Genomic DNA, 16,226 nt, shown 5'->3' with positions numbered 1-16,226 from the left:
CATGCAAACTCGTGACGACATCTTCAACACCCTGCGCGATGCCCTGGTCGAGCTGTTCGAACTGGACCCGGCTCGCGTGAGCCTGGAATCCAACCTGTATCAGGATCTGGAAATCGACAGCATCGACGCCGTCGACCTGATCGATCACATCAAACGCCAGACCGGCAAGAAAATCGCCGCCGAGGAATTCAAGTCGGTGCGCACCGTCAGCGACGTGGTCGAGGCGGTCTACCGTCTGGTTCAACCGGCCGCATGAGCCGACTGATCGGCCTCGGCCTGCTGCTGGCAGGCTTGCTGTATCCCTTTGCGGTGTATTTCGGCATGGAGCATTTCGCGCCATGGCAGTTCGGCCTGCTGCTGGGCGGCCTGTGGCTGGCCCGGGCGCTGACCGGCGAACGCAAGCCCGGCAGTTTGTGGATGGCCGGCGTGGCGATCGTGTTCTGCCTGCTGCTGGCGGTGTTCGACAGCCCTTTGCTGTTGCGCTGGTACCCGGTGCTGATCAGCGGCTTCATGCTGGTGCTGTTCAGCCTGAGCCTGAAATACGGCCCGCCGATGGTCGAGCGTCTGGCTCGCCTGCGTGAACCGCAACTGCCGCCCAAGGCGATTCGTTACACCCGCCAGGTCACCGTGGCCTGGAGCGTGTTTTTCTTTTGCAACGGTTTGTGCGCCGCCCTGCTGACACTGTGGGCGCCGCTGAACTGGTGGATGTTGTACACCGGCCTGATCTCCTACGGATTGATCGGCCTGATGTTTGCCATTGAATGGCTGATACGACAACGGGTAAGAGGTCGCCCATGAACTGGATAAAACTTGAGCAGCTGTTGCTCAAGGCCCTGCCGGCGCGCACGGTAACGAGCGCACCGGCATTCGATCATGCACAGCTGTGCGAACAGGCCCTGAGCCTGGCGGCAGGTCTGCAAGCGCGCGGCGTGCAACGTCTGGCGGTACATCTGGAAGATGCCGCCGACCTGGCCGTCGCCCTGCTCGGCGCCTGGCGTGCCGGCGTCAGCGTGTTGCTGCCGTCTGATCTGCAAGCGCAGACCCGCCAGCGCTGGTCGAACGACGTCGATCTGTGGCTGACCGATCAGGCCGGTGACGCTCGTCTGAGCAATTTGCTGCAACCTCCCCTGCCCGCTGCCGAACTGGATCTCGACCAGTGCCGGTTGAGCCTGTGCACTTCCGGCTCCAGTGGCGAGCCCAAGCGCATCGACAAATCCCTTCGGCAACTGGCCAACGAAGTCGAAGCCCTTGAGCAACTATGGGGCGCGGACCTGGGTGAAGCCTGCATCCTCGGCAGCGTCGCCACCCAGCACATCTACGGTTTGCTGTTCCGCGTGCTGTGGCCGCTGTGCGCCGGGCGTCCGTTCCTGCGCAAGCAACTGGCCTTCCCGGAAGACCTGCAACGCGCCAGCCGCGAGCACCCGGCCTTTGCCTGGGTCGCCAGTCCGGCGCTGCTCAAACGCATGGGCGACAACCTCGACTGGCCAGCACTGAGTGCTGTGCGCCGGGTGTTTTCCTCCGGTGGCGCACTGCCGGCAGACGCCGCACAAAGCCTGCATCAACGCCTGGGACAGTGGCCGACGGAAATCCTCGGCAGCTCGGAAACCGGCGGCATCGCCTGGCGACAGGGTGAATCGTTGTGGCAGCCATTTGCCGGCGTCGAGTTGAGCCAGGACAGCGACGGCGCCCTGCTGATCGCTTCGCCCTACCTGCCCGCCGGGCATGTCGAACACACCGCCGATGCGGCGCGTATCGCTGACGACGGCCGCTTTGAATTGCTCGGGCGGCTCGACCGGATCGTCAAACTCGAAGAAAAACGTATTTCCCTGCCGATGCTTGAACAGGCGCTGGTGGCCCACGACTGGGTCGCCGAAGCGCGTCTGGGCGTGGTGCAGGAGAACCGCGCATCCCTCGGCGCTCTGCTGGTGCTCAGCGAATCCGGCCTGTTTGCACTGCGCGAACACGGTCGGCGCAGCCTGACTGAAACCCTGCGCCGTCATCTCGGCGACCATTGCGAAGCCCTGGCCCTGCCCCGCCGCTGGCGTCTGCTGCGACAGTTGCCGCTGACCTCGCAGGGCAAGTTGCCTCAAGCCGACGTCGAAGCCTTGCTGTTGGCACCACGGCCAAAGGCGCCGGAGATACTGGAGCAGGCCGAAACCGGGGGCGAATGGAACCTGCAATTGAGCGTTCCGCCGGATCTGGCCTACTTCAGCGGCCACTTCCCCAAGGCCCCGGTGCTGCCGGGCGTGGTGCAGGTCGAGTGGGCGCTGAACCTGGGTCGGCAACTGCTGAACCTGCCCGGCGCGTTCGCCGGCATGGAAGTGCTGAAATTCCAGCAACTGGTGCGCCCCGGCGATGAAGTCCAGTTGCATCTGCGCTTCGATCCGGAACGCGGCAAGTTGTATTTCGCCTACCGCAACGAAACCGCCACCTGCTCCAGCGGGCGGATTCTGCTGGGGACTGGCGATGCATAATCCTTGCGCCGTGATCCCGGTCTACAACCACGAAACCGCCATCGGCACGGTGGTCGACGCTCTGCTCGCCGAGGATCTGCCGTGCATTCTGGTGGACGATGCCAGCAGCAAACCCTGCGCGGCGGTGCTGGACGCGCTGGCCGAACGCGAGCGGGTTCATCTGGTGCGCCTCACTGCCAACCAGGGCAAGGGCGGCGCGGTCATGACCGGTCTGCGTGAAGCCGCGCGACTGGGTTTCAGCCATGCTTTGCAGGTCGACGCCGACGGTCAGCATGACCTGCAGGATGTGGCGCGCTTCATCGAAGAATCCCGCGCCCACCCCAAGTCGCTGATCTGCGGTTATCCGCTGTACGACGCCAGCGTGCCCAAGGGCCGTTTGTATGCGCGCTACCTGACCCACGTGATGGTGTGGATCAACACCCTGTCGCTGCAGATTCGCGACTCGATGTGCGGCTTCCGCGTGTATCCGCTGGAACCGACGCTGGGCGTGATCGACTCGGCGCGGATCGGCAAGCGCATGGATTTCGACTCGGACATTCTGGTGCGCCTGGCGTGGCGCAATCAGCCGATGCGCTGGTTGCAGACCAGCGTGCATTACCCGCTGGACGGCGTGTCGCACTTTCGCCTGTTCTACGACAACGTGCTGATCTCGAGCATGCACACGCGCCTGTTCTTCGGCATGTTGCTGCGCTTGCCCGTGATCCTCTGGCGACGGTGGCGCGCATGACCGTCGAGACCGACAAGAAGCACTGGGCCGACCGCGAAGAGCGCGGCAGTTTCCTGCTGATGAAATTCACCGCGTTCGCCGCCAAGGTCCTTGGTCGACGCCTGCTGAGTCCGTTGCTGTACGGCATCGTCCTGTACTTTTTCCTGTTCGGCCGCACTGCGCGGCGCAGTGCCTGGCAGTATCAGCAGCGCCTCGCCGACTGGAGCGGTCGCCACGAACTGCGCCCGACCCGGTGGCGAGTATTCCGCCAGTTCATGGCATTCGCCGATTCGCTGCTCGACAAGCTCGACGTGTGGAACGGCAAGCTGAAGATCGAGCAGATCGAAATCATCGACCCGGCGCTGTTGCGCAATCAGTTGCGCGGCAGTCGCGGGCAAATGCTGGTGGGCGCGCATCTGGGCAACCTCGAAGTGTGCCGGGCGCTGGCGGAGCTGGGCGAAAAGGTCACGATGAACGTGCTGGTGCACACCAAGCACGCCGAGCAATTCAATCGTCTGCTGGGCGAGGCCGGGGCGACCAACCTGCGACTGATCCAGGTCAGCGAGCTGGACCCGGTGATCATGCTGCAACTGCACGAACGGCTGGAGCGCGGCGAGTGGCTGGCGATTGCCGGCGACCGCGTGCCGCTGCATGGCGGGCGCAGCGTGACCGTGGACTTTCTCGGCCACCCGGCGCCGTTCCCGCAAGGGCCGTGGCTGCTGGCCGGCCTGCTTAAATGCCCGGTCAACCTGCTGATGTGCCTCAAGCAACCTGACGGCCACTATCGCCTGACTCTCGAGCCGTTCGCCGACGCTGTGGTGTGGTCACGCCGCGAGCGCGAACAGGTCATTCATCAGTGGGCCACCCGCTATGCGCAACGCCTGAGTCACTATTGCCTCGAAGCACCGTGCCAATGGTTCAACTTTTACCCATTCTGGAAAACCGATGACAACGCCAACTCCTGAGCCGGTCACCTTCGGCGAACGCCCTCTGCGCATCGAAGACGTGCTGGCCCTGGCCAACCGTCAGGCGCCCGTGCAGTTGCAGAGCGACGCGCCTTATCGCGAACGCATCGCCAAGGGCGCGCGGTTCCTCGATTCGCTGCTGGACAAGGAAGGCGTGATCTACGGCGTGACCACCGGTTACGGCGATTCCTGCGTGGTCGCAGTGCCGTTGCATCACGTCGAGGCGCTGCCGCGTCATCTCTACACGTTCCACGGTTGCGGGCTGGGCAAACTGCTCGATGCCCAGGCCACCCGCGCGGTGCTGGCGGCGCGTTTGCAGTCGCTGTGCCACGGCGTGTCCGGGGTGCGCATCGAATTGCTGGAACGCCTGCATGCCTTCCTTGAACACGACATTTTGCCGCTGATCCCCGAAGAAGGTTCGGTGGGCGCCAGCGGCGACCTGACGCCGCTGTCCTACGTCGCCGCAACCCTGTCCGGCGAGCGTGAAGTGATGTTCCGTGGCGAACGCCGCCAGGCTGCCGATGTGCATCGCGAACTGGGCTGGACACCATTGGTGCTGCGTCCGAAAGAAGCGCTGGCGCTGATGAACGGCACCGCCGTGATGACCGGTCTGGCGTGCCTGGCTTACGCCCGCGCCGATTACCTGCTGCAACTGGCCACCCGCATCACCGCGCTGAACGTGGTGGCGCTGCAAGGCAATCCTGAACACTTCGACGAGCGCCTGTTCGCCGCCAAGCCGCATCCGGGTCAGATGCAGGTGGCCGCGTGGCTGCGCAAGGATCTGGCGATCGACGCACCGACCGCTCCGCTGCACCGTTTGCAGGATCGTTACTCACTGCGCTGTGCACCGCATGTGTTGGGCGTGTTGGCTGACAGCCTGAACTGGCTGCGTTCGTTCATCGAGACCGAACTCAACAGCGCCAACGACAACCCGATCATCGACGCCGAAGCCGAGCGCGTGCTACACGGCGGGCACTTCTACGGCGGACATATCGCATTCGCCATGGACAGCCTGAAAAACCTCGTGGCCAACGTCGCCGACCTGCTCGACCGACAACTCGCGCTACTGGTGGACGAGCGTTACAACCACGGTTTGCCGAGCAACCTGTCGGGCGCCAGCGCCGACCGCGCTATGCTCAACCACGGCTTCAAGGCCGTGCAGATCGGCGCCAGTGCCTGGACCGCCGAAGCGTTGAAAAACACCATGCCGGCCAGCGTGTTCTCGCGCTCCACCGAGTGCCACAACCAGGACAAGGTGAGCATGGGCACCATCGCCGCCCGCGACGCCATTCGTGTGCTGGAGCTGACCGAACAGGTCGCCGCCGCCACGTTGCTGGCGGCCAATCAAGGCGTATGGCTGCGCGGTCGCGATGCAGACGCGCGTCCGCTGCCGCCATCGCTGGCCGCCATGCACGAGCAACTGGCCCGGGACTTCCCGCCGGTGATCGAAGACCGTGTCCTGGAAGGTGAATTGCGCCTGTGCCTGCAACGCATCGCCGAGCAACACTGGAGGCTGCATGCGTAGTGCCGGAGTGCTTCACGCCGATACGGAAATCCTTGTGCCGTTCTTTGACGTCGACACCATGCACGTCGTCTGGCACGGCCATTACGTGAAATACCTGGAAGTGGCGCGCTGTGCACTGCTCGACAAGATCGGCCACAACTACAACCAGATGGTCGACTCGGGCTATGCCTGGCCGGTGATCGATCTGCAACTGCGCTACGTGCGCGGCGCGGTATTCGGTCAGCGGCTGAACGTGCGCGCCAGTCTGGTGGAGTGGGAAAACCGTCTGAAGATTCACTACCTGATCACCGATGCCGAGACCGGCGAACGCCTGACCCGCGCCAGCTCGGTGCAGGTCGCCGTCGAGATGAGCAGTCGCGAGATGCAACTGGCCTCGCCGAAAGTCTTCACCGATGCCGTGGAAAGGATGCTGCGATGAATGTGTTGTTGAAATCCATCGGAGCCATGACGCTGCTGACGTTGTCGTCGCTGGCCAACGCCTTCGACCTGCAACAGTTGAGCGAGCAACTGGCGAAACCGGACGTGATCCACGGCCAGTTCATCCAGGAAAAACACCTGCGCGCCCTGCCCCAGCCGCTGATCAGCAAGGGCAGTTTTGTCCTCGCCAAAAACCACGGCTTGCTGTGGCTACTGAAAACCCCGCTGCAACAGGACTACCGCATCAGCGCAAAAGGCATCGCCCGGCGTGACGCCACCGGCTGGCAACTGCTGCCGAACAAGAGCGCCGGGGCCGAGCAGAACCGACTGTTCCTCGCGGTGCTGCAAGGCGACAGCAGCGGTCTGCAACGGGATTTCGAACTGGCCCTGAGCGGCGATGCGCAGAAATGGCAACTGACCCTGACCCCGCGTTCGGTGCTGCTCAAGCAGGTGTTCAATCAGATCAACATCAGCGGCGGCGCGTTGGTGAACACCATCGAACTGCTGGAAACCCAGGGCGACAGCACCGTGCTGCGCATGCAGGACAGCACCTCCGGCCAACCTCTGAGCGACGCGGAGCAACATGACTTTGCCGAGTGAACGCAGGCTGCCCTGGCTGTTCCTGATCCTGCTGCTGGCTGTCGTCGCACTGGGCGCCTGGCAGTGGCGCGACGGTGCGCCGCTGTCGGCCAACCTGATGGAACTGGTGCCCGGCACCCACCCGGACGCCCTCGAACTGCGCGCCGAACAACGCATGCAGGAACCGCTCAACCGCGACATGCTGGTGCTGGTCGGCCACGCCGATCGCCAGCAAGCGGTCGCCATGGCCCAGACCCTGGGCGAGCAATGGCAGGCCAGCGGGTTGTTCGAAAAGGTCCAGTGGAACCTGCAAGCCGACCTGCCGGCCCTGCGCACGCAACTGCTGCAAGGGCGGCTGGCGATGCTCTCGGCGGATGACCGGCAACTGCTGAGTGAACATCCCGACGCCTTTATCCAGCAACGGGTACAGGCACTGTTCGACCCGTTCACCGGGTTCAGTCTGGTGCCGAGTCAGGACGACTGGCTGGGCCTGACCGGGCGCATCCAGAACAGCCAGCCGCAACATGGCGCGGTGCAACTGGACATCGGCAGCGGCGCGTTGATCGCCGACGCCGACGGCAAGAGCTGGGTGCTGCTGCGCGCACGCACCACCGGCAGCGCCTTCGACATGAATCAACCGCTGCAAGTCGCCGCCCTGCTGCAACACAGCCGTGAGCAAGCGGCGAGTGCCGACGTGCAATTGCTGGCCGCCAGCGGCCTGCTGTACGCCGCCAACGGTCAGCAGCAGGCGACCCGGGAAATGACCTGGGTCGGCGGCGGCGCCACCATCGGCATTCTGCTGCTGTTGCTGCTCGCCTTCCGCCGCTGGCGGGTGCTGCTGGCGTTCATTCCGGTGCTGGTCGGCATGCTGTTCGGTGCGGTGGCCTGCGTGGCGCTGTTCGGGCACATGCACGTGATGACGCTGGTGCTCGGTTCCAGTCTGATCGGCGTGGCGGTGGATTACCCGCTGCACTACCTGTCCAAGAGCTGGAGTCTCAAACCTTGGCACAGCTGGCCGGCGTTGCGCCTGACCCTGTCCGGGCTGACGTTGAGCCTGATCACCAGCGCCATCGGTTACCTGGCGCTGGCCTGGACGCCTTTCCCGGCGCTGACCCAGATCGCGGTGTTCTCCGCCGCCGGTTTGCTCGGCGCCTACCTGTCGGCGGTGTGCCTGCTGCCGGCGCTGCTGAAAAACGTCGAACTGCGCCCGGCGCAATGGCCGCTGCAACTGGCCGAGCGTCTGGTGCGACTGCGGGAAACCCTGCTCGATCACGTCAGGACGCCGGTGTTGCTGGCCCTGCTGATCGCCTTCTGCGTCGGTGGCCTGCTGCAACTGGAGAGCAGGAACGACATTCGCCAGTGGGTCGGCGCGCCGCAACGTCTGACTGATGAGGCGCAGACTATTGCGCGGATTACCGGCTACCAGCCGACCAGCCAGTTCTTCCTGGTGCGCGCCGCCGATCAGCAGCAATTGCTGGAACGGCAAGCGGCCCTGAGCGAGCGGCTGGATCAACTGGTCAACCTCGACAAGTTGCAGGGTTATCTGGCGCTCAATCAACTGGTCAGCCCGCCGGCTCAGCAGCAACAGGTGCGTGAAGCGCTGAGCAAGTTGCCGCAGTTCTGGCAGCCGTTGCTGGAAGTCGGCGTACCACTGGCGGCGCTGCAAACCGAACTGCAACAGTTGCAGGCGCTGCCCGCCGAAGACATCGATGCAGCGCTGGCCGGCCCGCTCGGCGAGCCCTACCGCACGCTGTGGCTCGGGCCGACCGAGGACGGCGTGGCAGCGATGGTCAGCCTGCAAGGCCTGAACAATCCGTCGCTGCTGTGGGTGCAGGCGCTGGACCTGCCCGGCGTGATGCTGGTGGACCGGCTCGGCGATCTGAACAAGGTGTTCGCCCAGACCCAGATCAGCGCCGCTGAGCTGAAACTCGCGTCCTGCGTGTTGATCGTGCTGGTGCTGATGCTGCCGTTCGGTCTTGGTGGCGCCCTGCGAATCGTCGCCCTGCCGCTGCTCGCTGCGCTGTGCAGCCTCGCCAGCCTGGGCTGGCTCGGTCAGCCGCTGACCCTGTTCAGCCTGTTCGGCCTGTTGCTGGTGACGGCGATCAGCGTCGACTACGCGATCCTCATGCGCGAGCAGGTCGGCGGCGCGGCCGTCAGCCTGCTCGGCACCTTGCTGGCGGCCGCCACCACCTGGCTGTCGTTCGGCCTGCTGGCGGTGTCGAGCACCCCGGCGGTGAGCAACTTCGGCCTGTCGGTGAGCCTCGGTCTGGCGTTCAGCTTCATGCTCGCGCCGTGGGCCGGGCGTCAGGCCCACGCAGTTGCCGTCACGGAGCGTTCAGCATGATGGTGGTGACTTTCTGGCTGATGGCCCTGGCGCTGTTTTTCGTCGCCACCCGGGTCGGCCGGCATTTCGGGCTGATCCCGATCGTCAGTCAATTGCTGCTGGCCAGCTTCGGCCTGCCGCTGCTGATGTACTTCTGGATCGAACCGGGCTGGCAACTCAACGGCGCCGAACTGATCGCGCCGGGCTGGCTGAAAAACCTCTACAGCCTGAGCTTCGCCCTGCTGCTGGGGCACATCCTCAGCGACGTGATCGACCTGCGCCTGGATCGTCAGAGCGTGAAGATCGCCCTGCCGAGTTTCGCCGTGCCGTTCACCTGCGGCCTGGCGACGGCGTACTGGCTGTTGCCGACGCAGCCGTGGATCAACTCGTTGGCGATCGGTTTGGTGTTCGCCATCACCGCGATCCCGGTGTTGTACCTGTACCTGCGCCACATCGACTACCCGCCCGCCGCCACCCGACGTCTGGTGCAGACCGCGATCCTGATCGACCTGACCTGCTGGACCCTGTTCGGCCTCGCTCAGGGCAGCCTGCACCTGAGCACCCTGTTGCTGCCGCTGGGAATGGCCTGCGTACCGGTGCTGCTGCGGGTGTTCGGGATCCGCCGGCCATTGACCTACAGCCTCGGTTTTTTTGCGCTATTGGTGCTGGCCGAACACTACAAACTCAACGCGCTGATTTTCGGCATCGGCTATCTGCTGTGCATGGCCGTGCTCAAGGTGCCACTGGTGTTGCCGCTGCCGGCGCACTGGATGAACCGTTTGCAGACCTGGGTCGCGATTCCGCTGATCCTCACTTTCGGCATCGTCCAGATCGACGTGCACAGCGCCCTCGCCAGCCTCGGCACCGTGCAATGGGCGGCGCTGCTGCTGTTGCCGATCGCCAGCAAAATCCTGGGCAACTGGCTCGGTCTCGGCTGGGCCGGCGCGTCGTTCGCAGGCGCCAGCCGCTGGCGCGAAAGCGTGCTGCTGAACATTCGCGGCTTAAGCGAAATCGTTTTTCTCAACTTGCTGTTGCAACAACAACTCATCAGCCCGGCGTTGTACTTTGCGCTGATGCTGATGGGTCTGATCGCGACGCTGTTGCCGGCCTTCATCGGCCTGCACCGGGCGTCACTGAACCCTATTGCCGTACCCAGGAGCTCGCGTGCCAATCGTTGAAATGGAATCCCGTCAGGTCGTGATCATCGGCGCCGGCCCCTCCGGCGCCATCGCCGCCGCATTGCTCAAGCGCAAGGGGTACGACGTGCTGGTGATCGAGCGCCAGCATTTCCCGAGGTTCTCCATCGGTGAAAGCCTGCTCTGCCATTGCCTGGATTTCGTCGAAGAAGCCGGCATGCTCGAGGCGGTGAATGCCGCCGGGTTCCAGCGCAAGAACGGCGCGGCATTCGCCTGGGGCGAGCGCTACAGCGCCTTCGATTTTGGTGACACCTTCACCGCCGGCAAGCCCACGACGCTGCAGGTGCAACGCGCCGACTTCGACAAATTGCTGGCCGATCAGGCGGCGTTGCAGGGCGCGGAAATTCGCTACGGCGACGCGATTGTCAGCGCCGATTTCGAACGCCCGCGACCGTTGCTGGACGTGCGCCGCGAAGACGGCAGCGAGTATTACGTCGAAGCCGATTTTGTCCTCGATGCCAGCGGCTACGGCCGCGTGCTGTCACGCCTGCTGGACCTCGAAGCACCGTCGAATTTCCCGGTTCGCCAAGCCGTGTTCACCCACGTCGAAGACCACATCGATCATCCCGGCTTCGACCGCGAGAAGATCCTCATCACCACCCACCCGCAGCACCGCGATATCTGGTTCTGGTCGATCCCGTTCAGCAACGGTCGCTGCTCGGTGGGCGTGGTGGCTGCCGCTGAACATTTCGCAGGTCGCGATACCGACCTCGACGCCTGCCTGCGCGGTTTCATCGCCGAAACCTCGAGCCTGGCCAAAGTGCTGAACAACGCCGTGTGGGATACCCCGGCGCGCACTCTCGGCGGCTATGCGGCCAACGTCAAAACCCTGCACGGCCCGGGCTTTGCGCTGTTGGGTAACGCGGCCGAATTTCTCGACCCGGTTTTCTCTTCGGGCGTGACCATCGCCATGCGTTCGGCGAGCATGGCCGCCGCTGTGCTGCACCGACAGTTGCAGGGCGAAACGGTGGACTGGCAGCGGGAGTTCGCCGAGCCGCTGAAACGCGGGGTCGACACGTTCCGCTGCTACGTCGAAGGCTGGTACGCCGGCACCTTTCAGGACGTGATTTTCCACGAGCAAGGCTCCCCGGAAATCCGCCGCATGATCTGCTCGATCCTCGCCGGTTACGCCTGGGACGAACGCAACCCGTTCGTCAGTGAAGCGCGCCGTCGTTTGAAGACGATCTCCGAACTCTGTGCAAGGGACGACACATGAATTACCTGAGCGACAACTACGTCGAGGAAACCCGCTTCGGCTTCTGGTTCCTGCGCAGCCACACCTGGCAGCACCATGTGCTGCGCGTGGCGATCAACGATCTGCGCGGGCTGTTCAGCGAATCGTTGCCAGCCAGTCCGGTGCTGCTGGATGCCGGTTGCGGCCAGGGCAAATCGTTCGGCCACCTGCGCCAGACGTTCGCGCCACAGCGCCTGATCGGCGTCGATGCCGATCCGCACAGCCTGGAATTGAGCGCCGCCGAGGCCGCGCGTCAGGGCTTCGACGTTGAGCTGATCGGCAGCGACTGCGCGACGCTGAATGTGCCGGACGCCAGTGTCGACCTGCTGTTCTGTCACCAGACCTTCCATCACCTGGTGGAGCAGGAAAAAGCCCTGGCCGAGTTCTATCGGGTGCTCAAACCCGGTGGCTATCTGCTGTTCGCCGAGTCCACCGAGGCTTACATTGATACGTGGGTGATTCGCTGGCTGTTCCGTCATCCGATGCATGTGCAAAAGAGCGCGGCGCAGTACCTGGAGATGATTCGCCAGCAGGGTTTCGAGTTCGGCGAACAGAACGTTTCGTACCCGTATCTGTGGTGGAGCCGGTCGAAGGATTTCGGTCTGCTCGAGCGTTTTGGATTGCACAAACCAAAACCATTCGGCCAGCGGGAAGAAACCCTGGTCAACGTGGTGGCCCGCAAACCCTTGAACGAGGCTGTCTGATGTTGCGTGTTCTGCTGCTCGCCTGCGTCTTGCTGCTCGGTGCCTGCGCCAGTCAGGCGCCGCTGCCGGCCGGCAACCCGAGCCTGCCGCTGCCGATGCAATTGCATATCGAACGTCACCTGGCCGGGCAACAGCAAGACTGGTTGCTGGTGATCCAGCGCGAAGGGCCCGGCATCCGCTGGTCGATGATGGATCCGCTGGGCATTCCCCAGGCGCGTCAGCAGTTGATCGACGGGCACTGGCAGGCCGACGGCCTGCTGCCGCCCAACCCGGAAGCCCGGGAGTTGTTCGCCGCGCTGCTGTTCGCCCTGACCCCTGCGGGCGAGCTGTCGCGCAACTACCCCGACGCGCAGCAACAGGGCGGCCAACGTTCCCTGCCGGCGCGCTGGGACATCCGTTACACCCAACCCTTGAGCTTCGAATTGAACCTGCCACAAGGCCCGCACTATCGCGTAACGCCACTCGGTGAACCGACGTCATGACCGCCTACCTCAATGCCCTCGGCGTGATCTGCGCCCTGGGGCGCGACAAGCAAGCCGTGGCACGCAACCTGTTTGCCGGCGACTGCTCGGGCATGCGCCGCGAGTCCGGCTGGGTGCCGGAGCGTGAACTGCCGGTGGCCGCCGTGCACGGCGATCTGGCGCCGATTCCCGAAGCGCTGGCCGACCAGCGCAGCCGCAACAATCAACTGTTGCTGGAAGCCGCGTTGCAGATTCGCGATGACATCGAGCACGCGATCCAGACTTACGGCCGCGAGCGCATCGGCGTGGTGCTCGGCACCAGCACTTCGGGCATCGACGAGGCCAGCCGAGGCCTCGCGCACTACATTCGCGACCAGCAGTTCCCGGCCGATTACGACTACCGGCAACAGGAGCTCGGCGCCCCGGCGAATTTCCTCGCCGACTGGCTGCAACTGAGCGGCCCGACCTATGTCATTTCCACCGCCTGCACTTCCAGCGCACGCGCGCTGATGAGCGCCCGACGCCTGCTCGATCTGGGCCTGTGCGACGCGGTGCTGTGCGGCGGTGTCGACAGCCTGTGCAAACTGACCCTCAACGGTTTCAGTGCGCTGGAAGCGGTCTCGGACGAGCGCTGCAATCCGTTTTCCGCCAACCGCAACGGCATCAACATCGGCGAAGCGGCGGTGCTGTTCGTGATGAGCAAAGAGCGCGGTGCAGGGCCGGGCATTGCCCTGCTCGGCGCGGGCGCCAGCTCCGACGCGCACCACATTTCCGCACCGGAGCCGACCGGCCGTGGCGCCCTGCAATCGATGCAGAAGGCGCTCGACCAAGCCCATCTGCAAGCCGGTGACATCAGCTACCTGAACCTGCACGGCACCGCGACCCAGCACAACGACGCGATGGAAAGTCTGGCCGTCGCCGCGCTGTTTCCCGAAGGCGTACCGTGTTCCTCGACCAAACCGATGACCGGCCACACCCTCGGCGCCGCCGGCGCACTGGAAGCGGCGTTCTGCTGGTTGAGCCTGAGTGCCGACAACCCCGACCACGCCTTGCCGCCGCACGTCTGGGATGGCCAGCCGGATCCGGACCTTCCACCACTCAAGTGGGTGACCGCAAGCGAACGCCTGGCGTCCATTGCACCCCGCTACCTGATGAGCAACTCGTTTGCCTTCGGTGGCAATAACGTCAGCCTGATTATCGGAGACGCCCCATGAGCCACTGGCCGCTCGCCGAACTGCTGCCCCACGCTGGCGACATGATCCTGATCGACCGGATCCTGAGCTTTGACGACGAACAGATCCACACCACCCTCACCGTCCGGCCCGGCGGCCTGTTCAGCCTGCCCGACGGCAGCCTGCCGGCGTGGGTCGGCGTCGAGCTGATGGCGCAAAGCGTCGCCGCGTTCGCCGGCTGCCATGCGCGGCAGAAAGGCAACCCGGTGGAGCTGGGCTTTCTGCTCGGCACACGCAAGTTCGAATGCAATGTCGCGGCCTTTCCGGTTGGCAGCGAACTGACCATCCATGGCCTGCGCTCGCTGGAAGACGACAACGGCATGGGCGTATTCGAATGCCATATCAACGCGCCCGGCATCGAGGCCAGCGCCCGGCTGAACGTGTTCCGCCCGCCCCAGGCAGCGGACTATCTAGAGCAATCCAAGGAGTCGAACGATGACTGAATCAATACTGGTCACCGGCTCCAGCCGTGGCATCGGCCGCGCCATTGCCCTGCGCCTGGCCAGTGCCGGCCACGATATCGTCCTGCATTGCCGCAGCGGCGTAGCGGAAGCGCAAGCAGTGAAAGCCGAAGTCGAAGCGCTCGGCCGCACCGCGCGCATCCTGCAATTCGACGTGGCGGATCGCGAAACCTGCAAAGCCATCCTCGAAGCCGACGTTGAAGCCCACGGCGCCTACTACGGCGTGGTGCTCAATGCCGGCCTGACCCGCGACGGCGCCTTTCCGGCACTGAGCGACGACGACTGGGACGTGGTGCTGCGCACCAACCTCGACGGTTTCTACAACGTCCTGCACCCGGTGATGATGCCGATGATCCGCCGCCGCGCCGCGGGTCGCATCGTTTGCATCACCTCAGTCTCGGGGCTGATCGGCAACCGTGGCCAGGTCAATTACAGCGCGTCGAAAGCGGGCGTGATCGGCGCCGCGAAAGCCTTGGCGATCGAACTGGCCAAGCGCAAGATCACGGTGAATTGCGTTGCGCCGGGCCTGATCGACACGGCGATGCTGGATGAAAACGTGCCGGTGGAAGAACTGATGAAAATGATCCCCGCACAACGCATGGGCACGCCTGAAGAGGTGGCCGGTGCGGTGAATTTCCTGATGTCGGCGGAAGCGTCGTACATCACCCGCCAGGTGCTGGCGGTCAACGGAGGCTTGTGCTGATGAAGCGCGTTGTCGTCACCGGCATGGCCGGCATTACCTCGCTGGGCAGCGACTGGGACACCATCGCCGGCAATTTCGCCGCCAACCGCAGCGGCATCCGCCGGATGGACGAGTGGGATCGCTTCAGCGAGCTCAACACGCGCCTGGCCGGGCCTATCGATGATTTCCAGGTGCCGGCGCACTGGACCCGCAAACAGCTGCGCAGCATGGGCCGTGTTTCGCGGCTGGCCGTCGGCGCGGCGGAAAAAGCGCTGGCCGATGCCGGCCTGCTCGGCGACGAGTCGATCAAGGACGGGCGCATGGGCGTGGCCTGCGGTTCGTCCACCGGCAGCACCGACGAGATCAAGGCGTTCGGCAACATGCTGCTCAACTCGGTGGCCGAGGGCCTCAACGCCAACTCCTACGTGCGCATGATGCCGCACACCACGGCGGCGAACATCAGCATCTTCTTCGGCCTCACCGGCCGTTTGATCCCGACCTCCAGCGCCTGCACCAGCGGCAGCCAGGGCATCGGTTATGCCTACGAGGCGATCAAGTTCGGACGCCTGCCGCTGATGCTCGCCGGTGGCGCCGAAGAACTGTGCCCGACGGAAGCCATGGTGTTCGACGCGCTGTACGCCACCAGCCTGAAAAACGATGCGCCGCACACCTCGCCACGCCCCTACGACAAGGGCCGCGACGGTCTGGTGATCGGTGAAGGCGGCGGCATGCTGGTGCTTGAAGAGCTGGAACACGCCCTGGCACGCGGTGCGCACATTCACGCCGAGATCGTCGGTTTCGGCAGCAACGCCGACGGCCAGCACACCACCCGCCCCGAGCAAGTCACCATGCGCCGGGCAATGGAACTGGCGCTGGAAGACGCAGGACTTGCGCCGGACGTCATCGGCTACGTCAACGGCCACGGCACCGCCACCGAACAGGGCGATGTCGCCGAAACCCTGGCCACCAGTGCCCTGTTCGGTGAACGCATGCCGATCAGTTCGCAAAAGAGCTTCCTGGGCCACACCCTCGGCGCCTGTGGGGCGCTGGAGTCGTGGTTCAGCATCGAGATGCTCAACCGCGACCTGTACGTGCACACGCTCAACCTCGACGAGGTCGATCCGCACTGCGGCAAGCTCGACTACCTGCGCGGCGAATTCCGCCAGATGAGCCACGAATACGTGATGAACAACAATTTCGCTTTCGGCGGGGTCAACACCTCGCTGATTTTCCGTCGCTGGCCCCAACCGAATTAATCCAGGTCAAG

General features: G+C 64.5%; 17 protein-coding genes. All 17 read left to right on the top strand.

Annotation, left to right across the window (positions count from 1 at the left end):
* Position 1: 1 nt before the first annotated feature.
* The 17 genes from CAF74_RS11545 to CAF74_RS11465 are packed head-to-tail and all read left to right on the top strand — an operon-like array spanning position 2 to position 16,215.
* Positions 2 to 256: an acyl carrier protein gene (locus CAF74_RS11545; RefSeq protein ID WP_007947135.1), complete on the top strand. Its 255-nt coding sequence runs from the start codon at positions 2 to 4 to the stop codon at positions 254 to 256.
* Entirely contained in the window at positions 253 to 798 is a 546-nt protein-coding gene (locus CAF74_RS11540; protein WP_085746440.1) for a hypothetical protein, read from the top strand. Before CAF74_RS11545 ends, CAF74_RS11540 begins: the two co-directional genes overlap by 4 nt.
* A complete protein-coding gene (locus CAF74_RS11535) occupies positions 795 to 2,474 on the top strand; it encodes an acyl-CoA synthetase family protein (RefSeq protein ID WP_085746439.1) in 1,680 nt (559 codons plus the stop codon). The genes CAF74_RS11540 and CAF74_RS11535 overlap by 4 nt, the downstream gene beginning before the upstream one ends.
* Complete coding sequence (locus CAF74_RS11530) at positions 2,467 to 3,201, top strand: glycosyltransferase family 2 protein (RefSeq protein ID WP_085746438.1); 735 nt, start codon at positions 2,467 to 2,469, stop codon at positions 3,199 to 3,201. The genes CAF74_RS11535 and CAF74_RS11530 overlap by 8 nt, the downstream gene beginning before the upstream one ends.
* Positions 3,198 to 4,145, top strand: a complete 948-nt coding sequence (locus CAF74_RS11525; protein WP_039766474.1) for a glycosyl transferase — start codon at positions 3,198 to 3,200, stop codon at positions 4,143 to 4,145. Before CAF74_RS11530 ends, CAF74_RS11525 begins: the two co-directional genes overlap by 4 nt.
* A complete protein-coding gene (hutH, locus tag CAF74_RS11520; protein WP_085746437.1) occupies positions 4,126 to 5,670 on the top strand; it encodes a histidine ammonia-lyase in 1,545 nt (514 codons plus the stop codon). The genes CAF74_RS11525 and hutH overlap by 20 nt, the downstream gene beginning before the upstream one ends.
* Positions 5,663 to 6,088: a thioesterase family protein gene (locus CAF74_RS11515; RefSeq protein ID WP_085746436.1), complete on the top strand. Its 426-nt coding sequence runs from the start codon at positions 5,663 to 5,665 to the stop codon at positions 6,086 to 6,088. The genes hutH and CAF74_RS11515 overlap by 8 nt, the downstream gene beginning before the upstream one ends.
* Complete coding sequence (locus CAF74_RS11510; RefSeq protein WP_085746435.1) at positions 6,085 to 6,687, top strand: outer membrane lipoprotein carrier protein LolA; 603 nt, start codon at positions 6,085 to 6,087, stop codon at positions 6,685 to 6,687. Before CAF74_RS11515 ends, CAF74_RS11510 begins: the two co-directional genes overlap by 4 nt.
* Positions 6,671 to 9,010 carry an MMPL family transporter gene (locus tag CAF74_RS11505; protein WP_085746434.1) on the top strand — a complete coding sequence of 780 codons (2,340 nt, stop codon included), beginning with the start codon at positions 6,671 to 6,673 and terminating at the stop codon, positions 9,008 to 9,010. Before CAF74_RS11510 ends, CAF74_RS11505 begins: the two co-directional genes overlap by 17 nt.
* Complete coding sequence (locus CAF74_RS11500; RefSeq protein WP_085746433.1) at positions 9,007 to 10,167, top strand: sodium:proton antiporter; 1,161 nt, start codon at positions 9,007 to 9,009, stop codon at positions 10,165 to 10,167. The genes CAF74_RS11505 and CAF74_RS11500 overlap by 4 nt, the downstream gene beginning before the upstream one ends.
* Complete coding sequence (locus CAF74_RS11495; RefSeq protein WP_085746432.1) at positions 10,154 to 11,401, top strand: NAD(P)/FAD-dependent oxidoreductase; 1,248 nt, start codon at positions 10,154 to 10,156, stop codon at positions 11,399 to 11,401. Before CAF74_RS11500 ends, CAF74_RS11495 begins: the two co-directional genes overlap by 14 nt.
* Positions 11,398 to 12,123 (top strand): class I SAM-dependent methyltransferase, encoded by a 726-nt coding sequence (locus tag CAF74_RS11490; RefSeq protein WP_085746431.1) that lies wholly within the window; start codon positions 11,398 to 11,400, stop codon positions 12,121 to 12,123. The genes CAF74_RS11495 and CAF74_RS11490 overlap by 4 nt, the downstream gene beginning before the upstream one ends.
* Positions 12,123 to 12,605 carry a hypothetical protein gene (locus tag CAF74_RS11485; protein WP_007952358.1) on the top strand — a complete coding sequence of 161 codons (483 nt, stop codon included), beginning with the start codon at positions 12,123 to 12,125 and terminating at the stop codon, positions 12,603 to 12,605. The genes CAF74_RS11490 and CAF74_RS11485 overlap by 1 nt, the downstream gene beginning before the upstream one ends.
* Positions 12,602 to 13,798 (top strand): beta-ketoacyl-[acyl-carrier-protein] synthase family protein, encoded by a 1,197-nt coding sequence (locus CAF74_RS11480; protein WP_085746430.1) that lies wholly within the window; start codon positions 12,602 to 12,604, stop codon positions 13,796 to 13,798. Before CAF74_RS11485 ends, CAF74_RS11480 begins: the two co-directional genes overlap by 4 nt.
* The gene (locus CAF74_RS11475; protein ID WP_085746429.1) at positions 13,795 to 14,259 is read left to right on the top strand and encodes a hotdog family protein; all 465 of its coding nucleotides are present in this window, start codon (positions 13,795 to 13,797) and stop codon (positions 14,257 to 14,259) included. The genes CAF74_RS11480 and CAF74_RS11475 overlap by 4 nt, the downstream gene beginning before the upstream one ends.
* Positions 14,252 to 14,980: a 3-ketoacyl-ACP reductase FabG2 gene (locus CAF74_RS11470; RefSeq protein ID WP_085746428.1), complete on the top strand. Its 729-nt coding sequence runs from the start codon at positions 14,252 to 14,254 to the stop codon at positions 14,978 to 14,980. The genes CAF74_RS11475 and CAF74_RS11470 overlap by 8 nt, the downstream gene beginning before the upstream one ends.
* Positions 14,980 to 16,215 (top strand): beta-ketoacyl-ACP synthase, encoded by a 1,236-nt coding sequence (locus CAF74_RS11465; protein WP_085611127.1) that lies wholly within the window; start codon positions 14,980 to 14,982, stop codon positions 16,213 to 16,215. The genes CAF74_RS11470 and CAF74_RS11465 overlap by 1 nt, the downstream gene beginning before the upstream one ends.
* Positions 16,216 to 16,226: the final 11 nt, after the last annotated feature.

This window comes from Pseudomonas sp. R45(2017), assembly GCF_002112305.1.
GTDB classification, from domain to species: domain Bacteria; phylum Pseudomonadota; class Gammaproteobacteria; order Pseudomonadales; family Pseudomonadaceae; genus Aquipseudomonas; species Aquipseudomonas paraglycinae.
The sequence above is the reverse complement of the archived record's forward strand: the minus strand, read 5'-3'. Positions and strand labels throughout refer to the sequence as shown.